Raw genomic sequence first — 21,863 nt, forward strand, 5'->3', positions numbered from 1 at the left:
ACGTGTCATCTCATCGCCTCGATGACATCTTTGGCGATCGGCGCCGCGAGCCCGCCTCCGGTGACCTCATTGATGTCGGTGTCGGAAGATTGGATGAACACTGCAACTGCGACGTGCGGCTTGTCTGCCCATGCCACGAACCACGCGTAGGGGGCCTTGCCCTCCACCGTCTCCGCCGTACCTGTCTTGCCACCGACAGTGGCCCCGTCAATGCGGGCCCTTTTACCAGTGCCATTGTTGACCACCGAGACCATCATTGACTTCAGCTGCTCGGCCGATTCTTTCGTCATCGGTTGAGACATCTGCTTGGGATGATGTCGAGAAACCACCTGGAGATTCGAAGCCCGAACTTCGGCTGTCAGATAGGGGGTCATGAGCTTGCCGCCGTTGGCGATTCCGGCAGTCACCATGGCCATCTGGAGTGGAGAGGCCGCGACATCGAACTGGCCGATGGAACTTTGGGCCAGCTGGGCGTCGGTGAGATTCTCGGGGAACTTCGAGGCGACCGACGAAATGTCGGAGTCGACAGCCTTGCCAAAACCAAATCGTTCAGCCTGCTCACGAATCTTGTCTTGACCCAGCCCCACTCCGAGCTTGCCGAAAGCGCTGTTGCACGAAACCTCGAGGGCATGGGTCAGAGTGATTTTCTCTCCCCCGCAGTCGCTGTCGTTGGGCAGTGGAGTGCGGGTACCGGGCAGGATCCAATTGTCCGGCGCGTCGACCTTGGAATCGGCTTTGTATCCGTTCTGCAGGGCTGCTGCGGCCGTCACCAGTTTGAACGTTGAACCGGGGGCGTAGATCTCACGAGTGGCGCGGTTGGACAACGGAGACGACTCGTCCGCAATGAGTTTCTTCCATGCCTGGGTGGTGTCGTCGAGACGATGGGAAGCTAGATCGTTGGGGTCATAGGAGGGTGAGGACGCCATCGCCAGCACGGCACCGGTGGTGTAGTCCATCGCCACGACGGCCCCCTTCTTGCCCTTGAGACCCTCCCATGCGGCGTCCTGGGCCTTGGCATTGATCGTCGTGGTGATTGAGCCGCCCTCAGGTTTGTGGCCAGACAAGGTTCCGGTGATACGCGAGAGCCACTGGGCGTCTGAAGTCCCCGTCAGCTGGGCGTTCTCGGTCTGCTCCAGCATGGAACGCCCGTAGTAGTACGAGTAGTAACCGGTAATCGGGGCGTACTCCGGGCCGGAGGGGTAGACGCGCTGGTAGGCAAATTTGCCATCGCTGGACTTCGTGGTCGCGATCGGCATGGAACCGACGAGGATATCACCCCGGTTCTGGGAGAACTCGGCGTCGCGCACGCGAACATTGCGAGGATCGTTGTTGAGGCCAGCCTGCCGGAAGATTGCCGATCCGGTGAGATTAATCATGAGGGCCAGGAACATGAGTCCTGCCAGCAATGAGACTGCGCGAATCTGCTTGTTCATCGCGTGCCTCCATTCGGGATGACGGCGGTGGCTGTCTGACCTTGAGAATCAGCAGGAACGGTGGCGACGAAGTCGTCAGCTGGTTTTCGATTCCGGTGTGAGACGATCATGATGATCCCGACGATGACCCAGTTGGCCACCAAAGACGACCCTCCCTGGCTCATGAAAGGCGTCGTCAATCCGGTAAGAGGCAGCAGCCGGGTGACGCCGCCGATAATGGCGAAGACTTGGAGGGCGAGGGTGAAAGACACGCCAGCGACCATGAGCTTGCCGAACTCGTCTCGACAGCCGAGGGCGGTGCGCATACCGCGAGCGGTGAGGATGAAGAACATCACGATGACTGTCATCAGGCCGGTTACGCCGAGCTCCTCGCCGATAGAGGTTGCGATGAAATCGCTCCAACACAGTGGCACCATAGCGGGACGTCCCAGCCCCCAGCCTCGCCCGGCGAGACCACCCCAGGCCAGTCCGAACTGGGCCTGAATGATCTGGTAGTTCTGGTCGTAGTTGGAGAAGGGGTGCAGCCAAGAGTCGAAACGTACCCGCACGTGCCCGAAGAAGGTGTACGCCAAGGCAGCACCGCCAACGAGGCTGACCGCTCCCAGGATGGCCCATCCGATCCGCTCGGTGGTGATGTACAACATCACGACGAACATGCCGTAGAAGAGCATCCCAGTGCCCAAGTCGTTTTGATAGACGATGACGAGCATCGTCGCTACCCACATCACCGCGATTGGGCCGAGATCACGGGCGCGCGGCAAGGTGATACCCAGGATTCTGTGACCGGCACGCGAGAGCACGTCGCGGTTGTCCACGAGATAGGCCGCGAAGGCGATCGCCAGCACCACCTTTGACACCTCGGCGGGCTGTAAGGTGTAGGAACCGATGTGGATCCACACCCGCGATCCCAGCACCGTTTTTCCTAGGCCGGGAACCAAAGGAAGCATGAGGAATCCCAGGCCGATGATGAACAGCACGTAGGGGTACTTCTGCAGCTTGCGGTGATCGCGCAAGATGAGCAATGTCGCCACGAACAAGATGATTCCCAGCGCCGTCCACAGTGCCTGGGTCTCCATGCGGTGATAGTGAGGGTCGGGAATGAGGTCAATGCGGTGAATCATCGCCAGACCGAGTCCGTTGAGGGCAAAGGCGATGGGCAGAATCACTGGGTCAGCGTAAGGAATGACAATCCTGACGAAGATATGGGCGATGACAGCGATTCCCAACCAGATCCCGCCGACCATCATCCAGGTATCGGGCAGCTCGTGGTTGATATTGAGTTCGGTGAGTACCCACCCGCCGAAGCCGATGGCCCAGGCGATGATGAGCATGAACAGCTCGGTCCAGCGCCGCTTGGCTTGGACGACGACGGTGCCGTCATCGAATTCTTGTCCGACACTCATCAGCAGTCCTCCGAAGTGACGGCAGGCAGGTCCACCTCATGTCCCGAGGCGCTCGGGGAAGCAACCGCTGCGCTGGGCGGTACTGCGGAGGGAGTACCGAACGGCACACTGCTGGCCGACGGCGATATCTCCGGAGTGGTCGACGGTTTGGTCGGGGCAGTAGGCGGGGTGACAGCCATCTCTCGGATGGCCTTGCACTGCTGCGCGCCGGTACGCAGTTCAGTAACCGTCACGCGGGCGGACTCCAGCGAGGAGACGCGGATGTTCTCCGAGACCCGCTCCCGGTAATAGCGCGGAAGATCACTGGTTTTGACGTCGGTCGTCTCAGCGACGTGGGAGAGCCGGACCCATGCCAGGCTCTCGGGTGACCCCTGGTAAATCGCCACTGCGTTACCGTCAGTACCAACGTAGTACTGGGTGTTGAGGTAGGCGCGAGTGCCGAAGATACCGCCAGTGACGACGATGACGACAGCGAGGACGACGATCGCCCACAGCCAGTAGCGTCGGCGGCGGTTCTGGGAATCCACCGGGGCATAGCGCATTGACTCCTCCGCTTCGGAGTCGAACAGCACAGGAGACTTTCCAGCCCCTTTCACCGCAGCTGAGCGCTGGTCGACTGACAGTGGCGCAGTGACCTCGTGTTCTGGCACCTTGCGGGTGGTCGCAGCCCCGATGATGTGGGGTTCGCAGGTATCGAGGACCGGATCAGCTTCGACGACCTCGGCAACGACGATGGTGATGTTGTCAGTGCCGCCGCCAGCATGAGCGTCAGTCGCCAGCAGGTCAACGACGTCATCCAAGTTGGTGGTGTTGAGGTGCTCGGCAATGGTGCTGTCGTCGACGAGGCCGCACAGTCCGTCAGAGCAAAAGAGAATGCGGTCTCCCAACCGCAGGTCGACGATTTGGGTGTCCGGGACGTGCTGGGGCTGGCCATTGAGCACCTTGAGAAGGAGAGACCGGTGTGGGTGGACAGCGGCCTCTTCGGGGGTGATACGTCCTTCATCGATGAGGGACTGCACCCAGGAGTGGTCATGGGTCATCCGCTTCATGTGGCCCTGACGCAGCAAGTAACCTCGGGAATCACCGATGTGGACGATACCGAGTTGGGTACCTGAAAACATCGCGCCGCAGAAGGTCGTCCCCATACCTTCCAGGGAGGAGTCCCAAGCCACCAGGTCAGCCAGCTCGTCGTTGGCCTCTGCTACTGCACCGGCCAGAACGGTGAGCATTTCCTCACCCTGGGGCCGGTCCGGAGAATCTTCGCCGGAAAACCTCTCATCAGCTTTCGCCACGTGACGCACGGCAACAGTGGACGCCAGGTCACCAGCCGCAGCACCCCCCATGCCATCGGCGACGACGAGCATTCTTGGAGAGACGTATCCCGAATCCTGGTTATTGCGCCGGACCAAACCAATTTCGGAATGGCACCGGATATCAAGGGAGAAAGCCATGGTTCACCGCCCGCCGGTGACGGTCAGGACGGTCCTGCCAACTCGCACCTCATCCCCCACCGACAGCCGCGTCGGATTCTCGATGCGCTCACCGTTGACATGGGTGCCGTTGGTCGAGGCGAGGTCTTCGACGAACCATGCCCCGTCAATTCCCTGGCTGAACTCGGCATGGTGAGTTGACGCGTAGTCGTCGTCAATGGGAAGGGTGCAGTCGTTTCCTCGCCCCACGGTGACGCCGTTGGCCAGCGGGACATACGTGCCGACTTTATTCCCCGAGATAACTTGCAGACCACTGGGAATCGGAGCGACGTCGCGACGACGAGTCTTGCGGGCCTTGCGACCTTTGCCGCGCCGTCCAGACCCGACGGCAGCAACTTCGGCATTGCGAGGTACTCGATGGCCGTAGATGTCGGTACGGATGACATTGGTGACGAGGAGGATGAAGATCCACAGCACCGCCAAATAGACGATGCGTAACAGTGCGACGAGAAAACCGCTCACGATCACATCCCCGTTGGAGAGTGGACCAGCATACGTGTGGAGCCGATTTCGATGCGTGACCCGTCGTGTAACTCAGTGCTGGAAATCTTGACACCGTTGACCGTCACACCATTGGTGGAGTTGAGATCCTCAATCGACAGACCGATTCCGTCTCCTTGAGGCCAGACATTGATACGTGCGTGGAGTCGAGAGATACCCGGATCGTTAATGCGAACGTCGGCGTCGGACCCGCGACCGATCGTCAGCCCTGGGGGAGACAGGGGATGACGCACCCCATTGACCTCCAGTACCAGCGGTGCCTGCCGTCCCCTGGTGGCTTTGGCGTGGTTTTCGCCGGTCAGAACAGTGAATTTGCCGACTGGTAGGGACTCGTCCAGGTCGTAACTGATGTGGATGGGGCCGTTGAAGACGTAGTGCCGCTCGCTGGCGTGATCGCGCAGGGTCGGAATGATCTCAGCGTTGAGGGTCTTGGTGTAGGGAACCAAGCGTTCGTAGTCGTGGCTGGACAGCCGGACAACGAAGTCGTTGGGAACCAGTGACTTGTCGCGGGACAGGATCTGTGCTTCGGAGTCGAGTTCGCGCTGCAGCCGACCGGCAATCTCCACCGGCTCAACCTCGCCTCGGAAAGCGCGCGCAAAGACGCCGTTGACGGCGCCTTCGATCGACTTCTCGACCTTGTCCAGGAAACCCACCCGGCTTCTCCTTCCGGCTTATATCTTGGGCTTGGTGTCCCGTTTCCACGGGCTACCACCATGCGAGTTTACCCAGATGGTCTGACGATGCTTCGCGATGACCTTGTTCCGCGTGGCGAACCGTCGGCTCTAAATCGGCTTTACAAGCGCCGCTGAGGCCGTTGATTAAGGGTCAACGGCGGTTACGCCTGACGTTGAACATGAGGTCGAGCCATGCGTCACCGATGGTAGAACCGTCATGGTCGGCAAGGACCTCGGCAGCAGATTCGCGCTGGATTCGGCGCAACGGAGCGTCGGCCATCCCTTGAGACAGGGAGCTGGCCAGTTCTTCCGTCGTCGTGGCCGGATACCCGCAGCGTGACAGGAGGTCGGCTGCCGCCGGAGTGTCAGCGTAGGCGACTGCCGGCAGGCCAGCACCAGCGGCGTCAAGGATTCGCGAGGCCAAGTCCTCCTTACGGGTCAGCACGAGGGCCAATTCGCTCTGATTCATGACGGTACTCTCAGCGTCTGCCGGGTGAATACCGACGTCACGACGAACAGCCACAGCCGAACGAACCCGAGTCTCGTCGTCAAGACAGACCTCTAGGGACCAGCCCGGGACGACCTGGCAAGCATGGTCAAAGGTGAGCAGGGCGTCGGAAAGCTGCGCATCGGTGCATGGGCCAACCAAGGCGACTCGCTTGGGGCGCTCGCCGGGGGCTGGGCTGCCAGCTGTGGCCGGTACACCAATGGAGCACACCGGAACGCCGAGGTGCTCCCAGGGGCCAGTCTCAGGATTCGGGGTCACGACGAGATCAACGAGCTGGGGGAGTTCGTCAGGGACCTCATCCGGGTCGGTGGCCAGAAAGACGACGACCGGGCGATCCAACCGGCCAGTAACCCGCAGGTCAGCGACCTCATCGAATCGGCTGGAATCGGTGACAATGATGGCAGACTGACGATCAAGGCCCTCGTCGAGATTTTGACGAGCCTTCTCCTGGCGGCGGCGCGGCCATTTTATGAAAGCTGGTGCGGATGTGGAGGGCGTAGTGTCCTCGGACCCGGTAAACGCTAGCTGTGTGACCTCGATTCCACGGCGAGAGAAGTTGTCGGTCAGGTCGGCGACGAGACGATCAGGAAGGCCGTCTCCGGCGGCGGTCACCATGACGATGCGACGGAATCCACGGGTGACGTGGGTCGCGCGGTTGATGGTCTGGGTGATGCCGAGGTCCAGGTGCATGGTGCTCATTCTGCCGTCCAAGGGGCCTTTGTGGGGGGCAGCACGTGTTTTTAAAGTTCGTCCTGTCGGTGCGGGCGCGCCCAACCTCGTCGCTGCGTCTTTGAGCATGTCGTTCTTGTCAACACTGCTCTTTAGCCGCACAGCCCCTTAGCCGCATAGGCGGCCTCGGTGGCTTCCTTGTGGGGAAGCCACCATGATTCGTTGGCGCGGTACCAGTCGATGGTGGCCGCCAGTCCGGCACGGAAGTTGGTGTACGTGGGTCGCCAACCAAGCTCCTCGCGCAGTTTGGTGGCGTCAATGGCGTAGCGCAGGTCGTGACCGGGACGGTCGTTGACGTGGTCGTAGGCGTCGGTGGGCTGACCCATGAGCTCAAGGATGAGCTGGATAACGGTCTTGTTGCTGAGTTCCCCGTCGGCACCGATGAGATAGGTCTCGCCGATCCGGCCAGATTCCAGAATCGTCCAGACGGCAGAGTTGTGGTCGTCGACGTGAATCCAGTCGCGGACGTTGAGGCCGTCCCCGTAGAGCTTGGGGCGGCGTCCCTGCAGAATCTCAGTGATTTGGCGGGGTATGAACTTTTCGACGTGCTGGCGTGGGCCGTAGTTGTTCGAGCAGTTCGAGATGGTGGCTTGGACGCCGAAAGAGCGCACCCAAGCGCGAACCAGGAGGTCTGACGAAGCTTTGGAAGCGGAGTAGGGGGAGGACGGGTTGTATCGGGTCTGCGGGGTGAGCTTTGCCGGGTCGTTGAGGCCGAGGTCGCCGTAGACCTCGTCGGTAGAGATGTGATGTAGACGGACGTCGTGCTTGCGGACCGCCTCCAGCAGAGTGAAAGTGCCGACGATGTTGGTTTCGATGAACGGAGCCGGGCCAGCGAGGGAATTGTCGTTGTGAGATTCGGCGGCAAAGTGGACGACGGCGTCGTGGCGGGAGACGAGGTCATCGACGAGGTCAGCGTCACAGACCGACCCGCGCACCAGCTGGAAGCGGTTCTCGGGCAGTTGGGCCAGTGACGCCTCGTTGGCGGCATAGGTCATGGCGTCGAGGACGGTGACGGTGGCGTCGGTGTTGTCGAGGACCCAGTGGGTGAAGTTACTGCCGATGAAACCGGCCCCGCCGGTCACCAAGAGGGAGGGCATGGTCGTTAGTCTACGGAGAGTGAGGCGTTAGCTGCCTCACTGGCACCAGTTCTCGCCGTTATGAGTTCTCAGTGCTGCGAGGTTGTGTGTTTCATAGCTGCTCAGCGGCAGGAACGCTGCGGTACCGGTGAGACGAGTCACTCGACAACAACGACACAACCGGGGCACGTCAGCGTGACCGCCGTCCCGTCACACTGTTGGTGACCTCTCACCAGCGAAGGTTGTGCGGGAAGGCCTGTAACGGTCACTGGAGTCTCGCTTCGGCTTGCGATGACGGTTACTCCAGGGCGCTTCATGGCGACAGCGTCGGGGGAGAGAACCTCCATCGTCGTGGAACCGAGACTGCTGGCATTACGGCGTGGAAAAGACGAGCGGATCTCTAACAGTTGTCGATACCACTGCAGCATGTGCGCATGAGTGGGGTCGCTGCGCTCGGCCCAGTTGAGTTGAGCTGACCTGAAGGTCTTCTCAGATTGAGGGTCAGGAATATCGCCTTGCCATCCCATCTTTGTGAATTCCTGGCGGCGACCGGTGGTGACCATTGGACCAAGGTCGGGGCCAAGATCGCTGAAGAAGGGGAACGGGGTCGACGCCGCCCATTCTTCACCCATGAAGATCATTGGGGTGAACGGCCCGAGCAGATACAGGGCTGCAGCTGCGGCCTGAAGATTCGGGTCGGCACCGTTGTGGCCCAGACGGTCCCCGATGGCGCGATTTCCCACTTGGTCATGGTCCTGGATGAAACTCACAAAGGACGCCGCGTTGTAGTGGGAGCTGTTGACGTCGACCGGGGCTCCCCAGTTTTGTTCCCGGAAAGATGACCATCCTCCGTCGTGAACAAAGACCTTGGTGAAGGCCTTGGCGAGAGTCTCGGCGCTACCGAAATCGGCATAGTAACCGTCGGTCTCGCCGGTGAAGAAGGCATGTAGCGCGTGGTGGATGTCGTCGTCCCATTGCATTGTCATGCCGCGCGCCCCGTCGGTGGTACCGACGGCAGTGACCATGGTCGGCTGGTTGAGATCGGACTCGGCGATGAGCGCCAGCGGGCGACCGATCTGCGCTGACCACTCGGCGACCCTGGTGGAAAGCTCAGCGAGGATATGGGTTTCAGACTCATCGACGAGGGCATGAACGGCGTCCAATCGAAGTCCATCGAGCCCGTAGTCCACCAGCCACTGGTGGGCATTGTCGATCACGAATTGACGAACGGGCCTGTTGTCGTCACCGTCGAAGTTCACCGCGTCACCCCAAGGAGTTGGGTGACGATGGTTGAAGTAGGGGCCGAAGTTGGCCAAGTAGTTCCCCTCCGGCCCCACATGGTTGTAGACAACATCGAGGATGACCCCGAGTCCTCTGGAATGGGCGGCGTCGATGAACTGCTGGAAGTCCGCTGGGCCGCCGTACGTGTTCTGCGTCGCATAGAGGTCAACGCCGTCGTACCCCCACCCCCGGCTACCGGGGATCTGGGCGACCGGCATGACCTCGACGGCCTCCACTCCAAGCTCGACGAGATCGTCGAGGTGGTCGATGGCGGCGGCGAAAGTGCCCTGTTCGGTGAAGGTGCCGATGTGCATCTCGTAGAGCACGCGGCCCTTGAGATCCATACCTTTCCATGGGGCTGGTTCGCGCGGGAGGTACATCTGCGAGGGGCCATGGACACCGTCAGGCTGGTACCGACTGCGTGGGTCAGGTAGCGGGTCGCCACCGTCGAGCACGAATTGGTAGCGCTGGCCGTCCTCAACAGGCTGGGGGAGTACCCACCATTGCCCCTCCCGGGTCATGTCGAGCAGATGTCCGTCAAGAAGGGTCTGGGCTTTCTTGGCGTTGGGGGCCCAGACCGTCACGTGGTTCGTCATCTCTTCTCCTCCCCGACCAGCAGCGCAACCGGCATATCGTCGAGCAGATCGGCAAGTTTCACCATGGGTCCCTCAACCGTCTTTCCGGTGATGACATCGGTGAACGTCCCTTCGGGCAGCACGACTTGGTGATCGGCCCAGCCGCCGCGTCCCTCCAGCGCCCCGGCCAGGCGGGTGGCAACGGTGATGGCAGTTGGGGGTTCGTCGTCGATACTGCGGGCAAAAGCGACAGCGTGGCCGGTGGTTGTCGCCACGGGACGGTAGTTCGCATGGTCACCTCGGAAGGCGTCGGGGTGTCGGCGTCGGACGTGGAGGGCTCGGTGGACAACAAGCAGTTTTTCCGCATCCAGGCGGTCCGCTGCCGCTACTGCGTCGAGGTTCTCCTGCACCGCCCGCAGCAGTCGATCGGAACGATCATGGTCAACTGGACGGCGATTGTCTGGGTCAACCAGCGATAAGTCCACGACCTCGCACCCTTGGTAGGTGTCGGGAACCCCAGGCATGGTCAGCTGCACCAGTACACGCCCGAGGATCGCCGCTCGGACGGCAGTCCTGGTCGTCTCGGTGAAGGTGTCGAGGGCTTCGGCTACCGACTCGTCAGTCAGACAGAACGTGGCGAGGTCCATCAGCGCCGATTCGTAGTCCTCATTCGGATCGGTCCAAGTGGTGTGGGATTTGGCCTCCCGCACGGCTTTGGTTAGGTATGCCACCAGCCGGTCCGCGCTGATCGGGGAGGCACCGGCGGCAGCCCCGGGGAGCCGCCATGTTCCTGCCAGGGTCTGCCACAGCAGATTGACGGCTGCCCCGTCGAGTAATTCAGATCGCTGGTCTGCAGTAGCGGTCTCCAGAGTCGCGACGGTCTGATCCCACTCGTGCGGGAATTCCGTGAGACAGGCCAGTCGGGCACGGACATCGCTCGACCTCTTGGTGTCATGGGTGGACAGGGTTGTCATCGTGGTCGGGAACGTCTGCCCGAGAGTCGTTGCGAAGTCGTGGAATTCGTCGACCGAGATTCCCGCTACCTCGGGGTCGCAACCCACCTCGTTGACAGCGATGAAGCGGGTGTAGCGATAGAAAGCGGTGTCCTCCTTGGCCTTGGCCATGACTGGGCCGCAGGTCTGGGCGAAACGCACCATGAACTCGTCGCGGCTGGCCTGTACTGCTGGGTCGGTCGAGGGTCCAAGACGACCGCACACCATGTCGACGACCAGTTCAAGGGTGTCGTGTTCGTCTTCCGGTAGCTCCATGCGCGCCAGGTCGGCAGCAGTCTCGATGACTTTGACCTCGCCAGGTCCGGGAATCCGGCCAGGCTCCAGGTAAGCGCGGTACCGATCCATGGCCACCAGTAACTCGGTGATGGCCCGGGTGAGCTGACGGCGCGTGTGGTCACGCAGCATGATGTCTGAGGCGCAAATGTCCATCGCGACATTCGCCAACCTATTGAGCTCGGTGACGAGCATGTCATCGAGCACCTCTCGCTTGGCGCGGTCAAGCTCGGCGGGGAAGGACCCCGTCGATTCGTCGCCAGAGCACATCCGCTCATAGAGGGTGCTCAACGGCACCATTCCGGCCGGGTCAATGAACAGTCCGTCGACGCGCAGCAGTGAGTCGTAGCCTGTTGTACCGGCGCATGACAGTTCGGTTGACAAGGTTTCGGAGGGCTCGAGGATTTTCTCGACGACGACCCAGGCGCCATCAGTGGCCCGTTGCAGGTCCGCCAGATATTTGCGTGGATTGGCTAGGCCGTCCGGGTGGTCAATGCGGAAACCGTCGATGAGTCCGTCACGATAGAGCTGCAACAGCTTGGTGTGGGAGGCCTCGAAGACATCGTCGTCCTCGACACGGATGGCAGCGAGAGTGTCAACGTTGAAGAAGCGGCGGTAATTGAGTTCCTCGGTGGCGACCTTCCAGTAGGCCAACCGGTACCACTGCTGGTCGAGCAGCTCGGCCAGTGGCAACGATTCGGTTCCCGGTCGCACCGGGAAAACATGGTCGTAATAGACGACCACGTGCTCCGGATGGGTCATGCCGTCTTGATCTGGGATGTCCCGGGTCTCAACGTGGATGGTGCCAGCCGTCAGCTCAGTGCCGATACGATCCCCAAGGATGGGCATGAGGATTGACAGGGAGCTTGAGACATCGACGTCGAACCAGGTTGCGAACGGGGAGGACGGACCATCTCGCAGGACGCTCCACAGCGCAAAGTTGTGCCACAGCGGGGTCGGCACCGCCATGTGGTTGGGAACGACGTCGACGACGATTCCCAGTCCGGCCTGATGTGCCGTCGTGCACAGTAAACGGAACCCATCCTCGCCGCCGCATTCCTGGGAGATATGGGTGTGGTCCACGACGTCATAGCCGTGGGTAGACCCTGGTGCGGCCTGCAGGATAGGGGAGCAAAAGAGGTGAGTGACGCCAAGAGCAGCCAGGTGGTCAACGTGGGCGAGGGCGTCAGCGAAAGTGAAGTTCTTGTTGAACTGCAGACGGTATGTGGAGGCGGGCGCGGGCGTGGAAGTCGTCACGTGGTCCACTGTAAGGGGGTGCGCTGACACGTTTGGGACTCCCGGTGTTCCGGGCTGTGCTCTGGGTCAGGGCCTTACTGTTCTGGGTTGGAACGTGCTCAGTGCTTACGCGAGGTGTACGGAGGCCCACAGCCAGGCTCGCAGCCGACTTGCCCTTTCCCTCTGGAACTCGCGCAGTTGCGGCATTCCGGCAGGATCAGGCTTGCGGCATTCGCGCTCCGAAAGCCCCAGCACGGCCACCATGAGGTCGACTATGGGTTCCGTGGCAGGTTCGCCGTGAGTGGACGGGGAGAACTCAGCCGCAACGCGGTTCACAAGGTCATCTGCTCGATTCCACTTCGGGGCGTCCAGGGGATCAGTGTGGATGATGTCGATGATGAGGTCGGCAGCGTCGACCCATGCCGGTCCTACGACGGCGTGGGACCAATCGACGAGGACGGCCCCTTGGCTGCTCAGCAGAATATTGTCGGAGCGAGCGGCACCGTGGATGATCGTGTCACCGGATACGTGATAGGCGAGCCTCTCGACACGTCCGGCAAGATCGGGCATACGTTCCGCGAGCCACGGATCAAGATCAGTCGGAGGGTTGTCCATGAAGGTGTCCCATACCGATAGATAGTTCTGTAGCTGTGCGGAAAATGGTTCCCATTGCTCATGGAAGCCTGCGGTCGTCTCGGCCAGTCGGGACAATGCGGCCAAAGTGGTGGTGATGTCTTCGTCGGACCAGGGCAGTTCGGGGTGGGGGCCTTCGACGTCAGAGGTCACGATGCCGGCCCAGCCGTCAACGTCGATCTGGCCCAGTAACCGTGGTGCGGGGGCGGCCTCGGGAAGAAATGACAACACGGCGGCTTCGCGACGGTTGAGGTTAGGGATGTCCGCGTTGATGTCGGGATGACTGATTTTGACGAAAGCGTGGGTGCCGTCTTCAGTGACGACCCGGGAGGCAAGGCCCGGAGTGGTGCCATGGGTTTGAACGGTAGTGACGGTGACTGGAGAACCGAGGATTTCGGCAACACGTTCGCGGACCGGCTCGGGCAGTTCATCCCAGCGGACTCGTGACGGTTTCATGGACGCCTCCTTATAACCCTGCCTCCTACGATAGTTCACACGGTGGCGGCACCGTCATCGTGGTGTTCAATAACGCGGCGAACTCGGCGGGATAATATGAATTAAGCCTTTTGGGGTCAGGGTGGCCAGAAAGACGATGAGAAATCGTAGGTTTCTTGTCGAGATGACTGAGATTCCGCGTCATTTTTGTATTGAGATGGTAGGAATCGCTATTCGAGACGCTCTCGTTGCCAGTGGGTGAGCAGGGCGGCGAGGGCACGAAAAACGATGTCACGACGTCAGCGCTCCTGAAAAAAGCGGGCTACTCATCAGCAGATGAATAGCAATATTCATCTGGCAACGAGTAGCCCGCCCGCCGTTAGCACGTCATGCCTGGCGCAGGTCAATGCTCAGTGGTTGTAGTCGCGGCGTACAGCTTAGGCCGCGCTGCTGACCACCGGGAGTGTTACTCCATCTACCAACAATCCAGGCAAAGGCGTTTACTTCTCGCCGGAACTGCCGGTGGCCGGAAGTTTTGTCGGAACAGCAGTCACCTCAGCAGACGATGGTGCAGAAGCCTGTGGCTTGGTTGCAGATTGTGATGGTGCTGGAGTTTGTGGCGTGGTTTCGGATTGTGATGGCACCGGAGCCTGGGAAGTGGCAGCCGGCTGTGATGGTGATGGTGTAGTCGTTGGAGCCGCAGGCTCCTTCCCGGTGCTCACTGCACCGATGTCATGAGTGTTTGCTTCCCGGCCGAAGAAATCAGTGCCAAGCGCGAAACCGTTGTCGTCTGTCACTGCTTTGCCGTTGCCGATAGCGGGAGAACCTTCGGCCAGTTTGTACCCATCGAAGTCGGTGGAATGCGCGTCGGCTTCAGCGAAATCGACCCCCGGGAAGTAGTGGTTTCGGGCAGCCATGTCAGCAGCTGGGGCGGTGGGTCCTGTACCAGGGTCAACCATCACTTTTTCGCCCTTGTCAAGGGTGACGGCAGCCTTGTCGCTGGCCGGGGTGTTTGCGTAGTTGTAGTAAAGATTATTGGAGTAAGTGACTTTGGCATTTCCGTCAATGTCAGAATTATTCCAGGTGATTTTACCTATTGGCTCCCAAGATTCGGTGCGTGGTTTGTCACTCATGTTGTAGAAGATGTTGTTTTCTACCTTCATGGTGCCCTGCTGGGCCTGAGCAGGGTGCAGCACCGAAGATCCTTCTTTGAGATAGAAGGTGTTGTTGTAGACGTGCGCGTTCGGGTACAAACCGGAATACGTTGGCACCCAGTAGGTGGGTGACAGCGCACCCAGCGAATCGTTCTGTGCAATGTTAAATCGGAAGGTCGAATTTGCTGCTTGGTGACCGCAGAACATGACGGTTCCGCCAGAGTTGTTGGCAGAGTAGTTGTATTCGTAGAGGGTGCCGTCACCAGAATCAGCATCCCACGGCATTCCGTCGCCGTTACCTTTGTCGGCTCCGAGGGTGTTGTAGGCCTCGTTAAACCGGAACTGAGCGTTCTTGGACTTCCATGGCCAGACAGAAGCCGCCACCCGGCCGCCAGTCTTGTCGAACTTACCTTGATGGCCTTCTGAGGCGAAGAGGTAGTCCGTTGTGTTTATCTGTGCAGCGATATCGGTAGCCACATTCGATTCGATGATCGGCTTATAACCGTACATTGCCGTGATCGCGTCGCCGCCAATGTTCTTAATGAAGTTGCGGCTGATCTCCATATTGGTTGAGCCATAAGTAGTGATCGCGTCATCTGGAATCTGGTCCAGCCCGTCCAGGGCGGCCGAGCCGTAGGCGCTGTAAACCGCTGCAATGCCCCAGCGGTTGGAGTCTTCCACGCGGTTGTCGACGATCTTCAGATCGTTAAAGCGCGGATACCCGTTGGCCGGCTCAGTCAATTCCGGTACGAAATTGGCATCCTTGCGTTCGCTGTCAGGGGCGATGTCGCCCGACGCGATGAAAGAGCTGAAGTATATTGCGCCGTTGAGAGAATGCTTGTTATAGACATTGCCCTGAACGGAATGTACATAGAGGTCTTGAAGGGTGACGTGATCGAGGGTTCCCTTATTTTGAGCTACGCCGGCGATGCCGGTGCGATCAAGCGCGCAGTTATCGTTGTATGCGCAGCCATTTTCCAAGCCAGATGCGTCCTCGACACGGGCGTTGGTGATTTCCAGGTCGGAAATCTCGATATTCTCGGCGTCCTTGAGAAGGATCGTCGACGATACTGCATCTTTGTTGAGGTAGTGCTGAGCGTGCGAGAGTGTTAAGCCGTAGTCGAGTTTCCACTGGCCGGAACCGTTGGCAGCAATGACGGGCTTAGCTGTTCCGTCACCGTAGGCGGAGACGGTTACCGGGGCACCGTTGGTATCAGCTTGGAACGCACAGCCAGTGCCATCGTTGAAGGAGAAGTTCTCATCTCCGGTTATGCATAGGTGCTGGTCGTTAAAAGTGTCCCCGCGTTTGAGGAGGATTTTATCTCCCGAATGCAGAGTGAGCTTATTGACCGCATCTAATGTTTGGAATGGTTTATCCTCAGATTTTCCATCGTTGGTATCGCTGCCTGAGGCGCTGACATAATACGTTGCTGTCGGTGTCAGCTCGGTGCTGGTGGGACTGGCAGACGCTAGCGGAGGTGAGAGCGTCACAAATCCTGTCGCCATGGCTGCCGCGACGGCGAGGGAGCCAAATCTTCTCCTAGTCATTTTTATTTCCTATCTAGTAATGCGTGCTGACTATCCTTGGGTATAGGTAGCCTGCACAAAATCAACAACATCGTTGGGGTCCGCAACCGTGTGCATATGCTTCACGGTTGAGGCTCGAAGCTGGTCATATATCGTGCGTCGCAGATCAGTCTCTACCAGAGGAGAAATGACCTTCCATTTCTCAGATTCTGAACTAATACCCTCGATACTTGGTCCGAAGTTCCAGGATCGTGATTTATAATATGCGCGAACCTCCTTGTCCGTTACGTCCATGCCAGGAGCGTCATCGTCATTAATGTACTGATTGGCGAGTTGGGTCTGGTACCGCTCAACCAATGTGGGGAAGATATCGGTATCTATACCATAGGTTGTTGGACCACTTGTCTTATCGCCGAGATTGGGTGGAATTAGCTCACGAAGATTGCTCAGAACGTCATCCCATGTGGCGTTTTCCGTCTGCCCGGCGTCGGCTGCTAGGTGGTATGTCGACTGTTGTTTTTCTAGCAGATGTACCGCGAGACAGGCCGCATGGTGTGCTGGGTCCTTGGCGTCTTGACACAGTGCGGAGGTCGCCGTAGACAATGCGGAGTCCACCTGAGTTTCGAGCCGTTCGGCCTGGCTGCGGGGTTTGGTCCGCAAGGCGGTGGTGCACGTTTCTTCTGTGCTTTGCCAAAAGTCAGAGCCGATGGATCGTTGGCCGTCGCCACAGTCGGCAACGACCTGAGTCTTCACCTCACGCAGGGCATATCTAAGCTGCCCTGCCTGCACGGGCTGGCCATCAATGCTGAGACTCGTGGGTGCATTATCGGAAAGCTTTCGCACTGACATCGCCGGTGAGGTCGAACCATCGACGCGGCCTAGGTGGCTGCGAAACCCGAAGATCGTCAAGGCAACAATGGCTGCAACGAGCACGATAGAGCCGCAGGTTATCCAGATCAGAGTGGAGCGGTGCCTTGGGGTGCCCCGTCTAGTGGAGCCGGAGCATAAACCCTTCATGAGGGCGAATATATAGCACCCGCGAAGTTCCGTGTGCAGCACCCCAGGGGGCTATTCGGCGTCATTTAACCAGGTCGATCCTAGTAATAATAATAGTTATAGCAGGGATTGTGTTGTCTGTGACGGAAGAGGAGTGCGACGTGTGATGGCGTGGCGGCGTTGAGATGGTGACGCCTGGGGTGCCTATGAACCTATCGTTGCTGCTAACGCGCTGATGAGAGGGCCTCCAGGCCCGACGAATTGATGTGCGCAGAAATCAACAGCCCGCCCCAAGGTAGACCAAGGGGCGGGCCATCCGCGGAGGATACGAGATTCGAACTCGTGAGGGCGTGAACCCAACCCGCTTTCCAAGCGAGCGCCATAGGCCTCTAGGCGAATCCTCCGCCGAGTAACATACCTGCACTTCTCGCATGGCGCCAATCCGGGCTGTCAGTTGTGTCGTGGTCAGTTTTCACTAGTGGGCGTCGCGGCCTCGGAGCCGATCTATCGCCCGGCGGTCTTTCTTGGTGGGCCGCCCGGCTCCACGGTCGCGACGGGCGACGGGGGTAGATAGGTAGGCAGGTCGAGGAGCTGACAAATCCTGGTAGGCCTCGACCGCGAGTTTGGCCCCGACTCGTTTGGCGATGGGATCGATGACTTTGAGCACCCTGTCCCAGCCGGGGGTGTGGATAGTGACGACATCACCGGGCTTGACGCCATGGGACGGTTTGACTGGATCGCCGTTGAGACGGATGTGACCGCCTTTGACGGCCTCGGTGGCCAGCGACCTTGACTTGTAGACACGCACCGACCACAGCCATACATCGATCCTCGTCATCATGCCTCCCCGCACCGTGGAAAACGTGACAGTAATGCTAGGGCGAGCCATGCCTCGTTGCAGACGATGGTAGTTCGTGCAGCAATACCACGGCTTGTTCCTCGGATAGCGCGTCGGATAGAGTGGAACTCGGTTCCTCGTGCGGCGGCACCCGACTGAACTCCCCCAGGACCGAGAGGTAGCAAGGGTAGGTTGGCTCTACCGGGTGCGCGGGGAACCCTTTTTATGTCTGTGCATATCTGTGACAATGCTTCGGCACCGAGAGGGGGTCGCTATGGACGATCAGCGGCGCATTATCACCACTGACCGTGCCGGTTCCATCTGGGCAGGTATCACCTGGTGCTCGCTGCTGCTGTTTATCGTCTCCGGTCTGCTCGCGATGATGGCCCAAACCGTACTGCCGGCCAATCTCGGTTACCCTCAGCTTCACGACAGCGGGGTGCCAGCATGGTTGACGTGGACGGTGGTCGGGGTAGACATCGCCGCGTTTTTCGTCCCGCCCTTGGTGACGACCTCTTGCGGGCGTAAAGCCAAGAGGCTGGGACATCCAGTGCGTTCGGCTGTTCGGATCGCCTGGGTGACTTTCGCCGTCGTAACCCTCATCAGCCTGCTGTTGGTCCTCTTTGGCTGAGGTTGTTCCGCTCACAGCCCCCCGGACCGAAGAGAATTGTGTCGTGATCGTCAACTAGGGTTCTTCCCGTGGATGAAAGGGTGCCTGAGCCGGGCATGGAGGACGAGGTCGTCGAACCTGAAGCCTTCGAGCAAGACGGTCCGGATCTTTTTGGCGACGAGCAGCCGCCGCGCCCCCTCATGCCCCCTGACGAAGCCACCCCTGACGACGATCTCCCTTCCGATCTGCGTGACCCGGGGCCGCTGGACGGTCCGGAGACCCCTGCGGAACCTGATGGCCTCGAGACCGAGGAAGATGAGATGGACGCCGACGTCATTGCGGGGAGCCAAGAATTCATCACGGAAGGCCCCGGCACCGTCCCCGATGATATGCCAGAGCCCCCGCTAGCCCTCTACCGGCGTTACCGTCCCGAGACTTTCGACCAAGTCATCGGTGAAGACCACGTCATCGAGCCTCTCAAGCGTGCCATCCTCAACAATCGCGTCAACCATGCCTATCTGTTCTCCGGGCCGCGTGGCTGCGGCAAGACGACGACTGCCCGGATTTTGGCCCGAGCGCTCAACTGCGAGCAGGGACCGACGCCGACTCCGTGCGGAAAGTGTCAGTCGTGCCGCGATCTAGCCTGTGGTGGTCCCGGGTCGATCGACGTCATCGAGATCGACGCGGCCTCCCACGGAGGCGTTGACGACGCCCGTGATCTGCGGGAGCGGGCCTTCTTCGCCCCGGTCCATTCGCGCTACAAGATCTACATCATCGACGAGGCCCACATGGTCACCCCGCAGGGATTCAACGCCTTGCTGAAACTCGTCGAAGAACCGCCGCCGCACGTCAAATTCATCTTTGCGACGACGGAGCCTGAAAAGGTGATCGGGACAATCCGCTCCCGAACCCACCACTATCCCTTCCGCTTGGTGCCGCCGAAGATTCTTGTCGACTATTTGGGTGGGCTGTGCGCCAAGGAGGGGATCGACGTTGACCACGCCGTCCTTCCCCTCGTCGTGCGTGCTGGTGGCGGGTCGGTGCGAGACAGCCTGTCGGTACTGGATCAGCTGCTCGGCGGTGCCGCTGACGGTCACGTCAGTTACGAACAGGCGGCAGCTCTGCTCGGCTACACTCCCGAGGCCCTTCTCGACGAGATTGTTGACGCTTTTGCAGCTGGCGACGCTCATGAAGTCTTTGCCACCATCGACAAGGTTATTGAAGTCGGTCAGGACCCGCGTCGTTTTGCTGAGGATCTACTGCGCCGGATGCGTGATCTTGTCATCATCTCGGCGGTCCCGGACGCGTGTCGTACTGGACTCATTGACGTCTCTCCCGAGCAGGCCACTCGATTGGCTCATCAGGTGGCTGGTTTTGGAGCCGGCGAACTCACTCGTGCTGCCGAGGTTCTGGCTACCGGCCTGACGAATATGCGCGGCACGACCGCCCCTAGGCTTCATCTGGAGCTGATGTGTTCGCGGATTTTGCTTCCTGCAGCTGACACTGACGGTCGAGGTATCCATGCCCGTCTGGAGCGGTTGGAACGTAGACTCGGCGTCTCGGGTCCTGTTGACGAAGGTGACCGCAATACGACTCAGAGTCGGTCTGGTCCCCGCCCCGCCGAGCGGCCTCAGCGCCCTCCCCAGCACTGGCCGGGCGGGGGTTCCGCAGCTGCCGATCATGCCCAGCAACCTGCCGATCACCTCCCGGAACGCAACGAGACTCAGAACGTGCCAGGTGATCGTCGCTCGGGTCCTGCGCAGACCGCTCAGCCGGAGACGCGTGTCGGCACGTCCGGGCCGTCGGCTGAGTCCCGTGGCCCCCAGCAGCCCGCCCGGCGTCCTTCTGGACGTCCGCGTCCCAGCCGTAGGGACTATCGGCCAGGTAATCAATCCGCTGGCCAGCCGTCGCCGGTTCCGAACCATCCGGGTGAGCAAGGCAGTCATGCAGAGGGTGTCATCGACATCACGACCCTGCGTCGTGAGTGGCCGCAGGTACTGGACGCTGTCAAGGATGGCGGACGCGTTGCCTGGATGATTCTCAGCGGTTACGCCCAAGTCTTGGAGGTTCACGGTAACCAAGCCACTCTGGGATTCTCCAACCCGGGCGCTCGGGAAGGGTTCGTCAACGGTAATTACCCCAAGATCCTGCACGACGCCGTCGTGAAGGTGTTGGGGGTGGACATGGCTTTCACAGCGGTAATTGGAGAGCCTCCGGCGGCAGTACGTCCCGAGTTCCACCAGGAACCGACGGCTCCCGAGCCTCCGGCAGATCACTCCTGGGCTTCGTCGCCGCCTGATAGCTGGGTCAGCGATCCGGGACGCAGCGATCGTCAACCGGACCCTACTCCACCTGGCCGGGCTTCTCAGGACCGACCGGGTGATCGTCAGCCGGGTTCTGATGACGTCTCAGTCGAGTTCGCGAACACGTCGTCCAACAGTTCCCGCCCCACCGACCCGAGCGAGAACGCCTCCGTCTCTGGCTCCACCGTCGAGAACCAGCCCGGAGAGGTTCACGATAAGGTCGGGGAGTCCGGGCTGGTAGCTGGCGGCCAGGGGTCAAACAGTGCCGAGGGTCCAGTTAGTGCCGAGGACCCAAGCAGTGCCGATTCAGGCGGTGCCAAGGATTCAGGCAGTGTCGAGGGTCCAAGCAGTGCTGAGAGTCCAAACACTGCCGAGGCAGCTGATCCACCCCCAGATATGGTGCCGACCGACCCTACCGAGAAGGCTGGCAGCAGTGAGTCCCAAGAGCCAGACCAGGGTCAGAGGGACTCCGGCGTACCGCCCCAGACCGGCTCATCATCCCACGCCATCACCCATCGCTGGAGCGAGCGTGTCAAGAGCAGTGTCCGTCCGCTCGAGACCGGCCGTCATCGTCTGGTCCCGGTGGAGGAGCCTCCTGACGAGGAGGGCGAATGGGACGATACGATCTTGGAGGAGTCCAATGAGAGTCCAGTCGACCTCATCATGCGTGAGCTGGGCGGGATCGTCATCGATACTTCCGGCGATACAGCTGGCACATGAATGTGTCGGAATTGACGCGCAGATGTCTGACTCACAGACTCGTCGTCGCTACCGGCTACTGTGGATGACGACATCAGGCTGCCCCACAGATAGAGGACCAGGGGCCACACACAGGGAGACATCATGACCACTGGAGGATTTGACCTCGGCGGACTCGACATGGGTGCCTTGCTCGCTCAGGCCCAGTCTGTCCAGAGCCAACTCGAGGCGGCCCAGAATAAGCTCGCTGAAAGCAGTTTCAAGGGCACCGCTGGCGGTGGACTCGTGTGCGCGACGGTCACCGGAGCCGGTGAACTCGATGGCCTCACGATCGCACCCGAGGCCCTTGAGGACACCGACGCCGAGACCCTGGCTGATCTCGTCGTGGCCGCCGTCAAGGACGCCACCGAGCAGGCTCGCACCATGCAACGGTCCCTCATGCCGCAGGTGCCCGGCATAGGACTGTGAACCCCACC

Annotated in this window: 16 protein-coding genes, 1 tRNA gene and 1 other RNA gene; 4 read left to right on the top strand and 14 right to left on the bottom strand. The window is 60.3% G+C overall.

Annotation, left to right across the window (positions count from 1 at the left end; genetic code table 11):
- Nucleotides 1-5 precede the first annotated feature (5 nt).
- The 14 genes from Q4B98_RS06530 to Q4B98_RS06595 form a co-directional block, all read right to left on the bottom strand.
- Entirely contained in the window at nt 6-1,433 is a 1,428-nt protein-coding gene (locus Q4B98_RS06530) for a penicillin-binding protein 2 (protein WP_303196309.1), read from the bottom strand.
- On the bottom strand, nt 1,430-2,836 hold the full coding sequence (locus Q4B98_RS06535) for an FtsW/RodA/SpoVE family cell cycle protein (protein ID WP_303196310.1): 1,407 nt from the start codon (nt 2,834-2,836) through the stop codon (nt 1,430-1,432). The genes Q4B98_RS06530 and Q4B98_RS06535 overlap by 4 nt, the downstream gene beginning before the upstream one ends.
- The gene (locus Q4B98_RS06540; RefSeq protein ID WP_303196311.1) at nt 2,836-4,287 is read right to left on the bottom strand and encodes a PP2C family serine/threonine-protein phosphatase; all 1,452 of its coding nucleotides are present in this window, start codon (nt 4,285-4,287) and stop codon (nt 2,836-2,838) included. Before Q4B98_RS06540 ends, Q4B98_RS06535 begins: the two co-directional genes overlap by 1 nt.
- A 3-nt stretch (nt 4,288-4,290) precedes the next feature.
- Complete coding sequence (locus tag Q4B98_RS06545; protein WP_303196312.1) at nt 4,291-4,788, bottom strand: FHA domain-containing protein; 498 nt, start codon at nt 4,786-4,788, stop codon at nt 4,291-4,293.
- 2 nt (nt 4,789-4,790) lie between these two features.
- Nucleotides 4,791-5,480: a DUF3662 and FHA domain-containing protein gene (locus Q4B98_RS06550; RefSeq protein WP_303196313.1), complete on the bottom strand. Its 690-nt coding sequence runs from the start codon at nt 5,478-5,480 to the stop codon at nt 4,791-4,793.
- 172 nt (nt 5,481-5,652) lie between these two features.
- The gene (locus Q4B98_RS06555) at nt 5,653-6,699 is read right to left on the bottom strand and encodes a glycosyltransferase (protein ID WP_303196393.1); all 1,047 of its coding nucleotides are present in this window, start codon (nt 6,697-6,699) and stop codon (nt 5,653-5,655) included.
- 131 nt (nt 6,700-6,830) lie between these two features.
- Nucleotides 6,831-7,835: a dTDP-glucose 4,6-dehydratase gene (rfbB, locus tag Q4B98_RS06560; protein WP_303196314.1), complete on the bottom strand. Its 1,005-nt coding sequence runs from the start codon at nt 7,833-7,835 to the stop codon at nt 6,831-6,833.
- A gap of 137 nt (nt 7,836-7,972) precedes the next feature.
- Nucleotides 7,973-9,691, bottom strand: a complete 1,719-nt coding sequence (gene treZ, locus Q4B98_RS06565; RefSeq protein WP_303196315.1) for a malto-oligosyltrehalose trehalohydrolase — start codon at nt 9,689-9,691, stop codon at nt 7,973-7,975.
- Nucleotides 9,688-12,213 carry a malto-oligosyltrehalose synthase gene (gene treY, locus Q4B98_RS06570; protein WP_303196316.1) on the bottom strand — a complete coding sequence of 842 codons (2,526 nt, stop codon included), beginning with the start codon at nt 12,211-12,213 and terminating at the stop codon, nt 9,688-9,690. The genes treZ and treY overlap by 4 nt, the downstream gene beginning before the upstream one ends.
- Nucleotides 12,214-12,318: 105 nt before the next feature.
- The gene (locus Q4B98_RS06575; RefSeq protein ID WP_303196317.1) at nt 12,319-13,281 is read right to left on the bottom strand and encodes an aminoglycoside phosphotransferase family protein; all 963 of its coding nucleotides are present in this window, start codon (nt 13,279-13,281) and stop codon (nt 12,319-12,321) included.
- A gap of 479 nt (nt 13,282-13,760) precedes the next feature.
- The gene (locus Q4B98_RS06580) at nt 13,761-15,962 is read right to left on the bottom strand and encodes a hypothetical protein (protein WP_303196318.1); all 2,202 of its coding nucleotides are present in this window, start codon (nt 15,960-15,962) and stop codon (nt 13,761-13,763) included.
- Nucleotides 15,963-15,992: 30 nt separating this feature from the next.
- Entirely contained in the window at nt 15,993-16,874 is an 882-nt protein-coding gene (locus tag Q4B98_RS06585) for a hypothetical protein (RefSeq protein WP_303196319.1), read from the bottom strand.
- Between the two features lie 382 nt (nt 16,875-17,256).
- Nucleotides 17,257-17,341, bottom strand: a tRNA-Ser gene (locus Q4B98_RS06590).
- 71 nt (nt 17,342-17,412) lie between these two features.
- The gene (locus Q4B98_RS06595) at nt 17,413-17,775 is read right to left on the bottom strand and encodes an RNA-binding S4 domain-containing protein (protein ID WP_303196320.1); all 363 of its coding nucleotides are present in this window, start codon (nt 17,773-17,775) and stop codon (nt 17,413-17,415) included.
- A gap of 128 nt (nt 17,776-17,903) precedes the next feature.
- Between Q4B98_RS06595 and ffs the strand changes: the two genes are divergently transcribed.
- The 4 genes from ffs to Q4B98_RS06615 all read left to right on the top strand — a co-directional run bounded on the left by ffs (nt 17,904) and on the right by Q4B98_RS06615 (nt 21,855).
- Nucleotides 17,904-18,000: signal recognition particle sRNA small type (gene ffs, locus Q4B98_RS06600), an RNA gene on the top strand.
- A 49-nt stretch (nt 18,001-18,049) separates the two neighbouring features.
- Nucleotides 18,050-18,406: a hypothetical protein gene (locus Q4B98_RS06605; protein ID WP_303196321.1), complete on the top strand. Its 357-nt coding sequence runs from the start codon at nt 18,050-18,052 to the stop codon at nt 18,404-18,406.
- Between the two features lie 95 nt (nt 18,407-18,501).
- A complete protein-coding gene (locus tag Q4B98_RS06610; protein WP_303196394.1) occupies nt 18,502-21,408 on the top strand; it encodes a DNA polymerase III subunit gamma and tau in 2,907 nt (968 codons plus the stop codon).
- Between the two features lie 123 nt (nt 21,409-21,531).
- Complete coding sequence (locus tag Q4B98_RS06615; protein ID WP_303196322.1) at nt 21,532-21,855, top strand: YbaB/EbfC family nucleoid-associated protein; 324 nt, start codon at nt 21,532-21,534, stop codon at nt 21,853-21,855.
- Nucleotides 21,856-21,863: the final 8 nt, after the last annotated feature.

Origin of the sequence: Cutibacterium sp. (genome assembly GCF_030525615.1) — a bacterium.
Taxonomy (GTDB): Bacteria; Actinomycetota; Actinomycetes; order Propionibacteriales; family Propionibacteriaceae; genus Cutibacterium.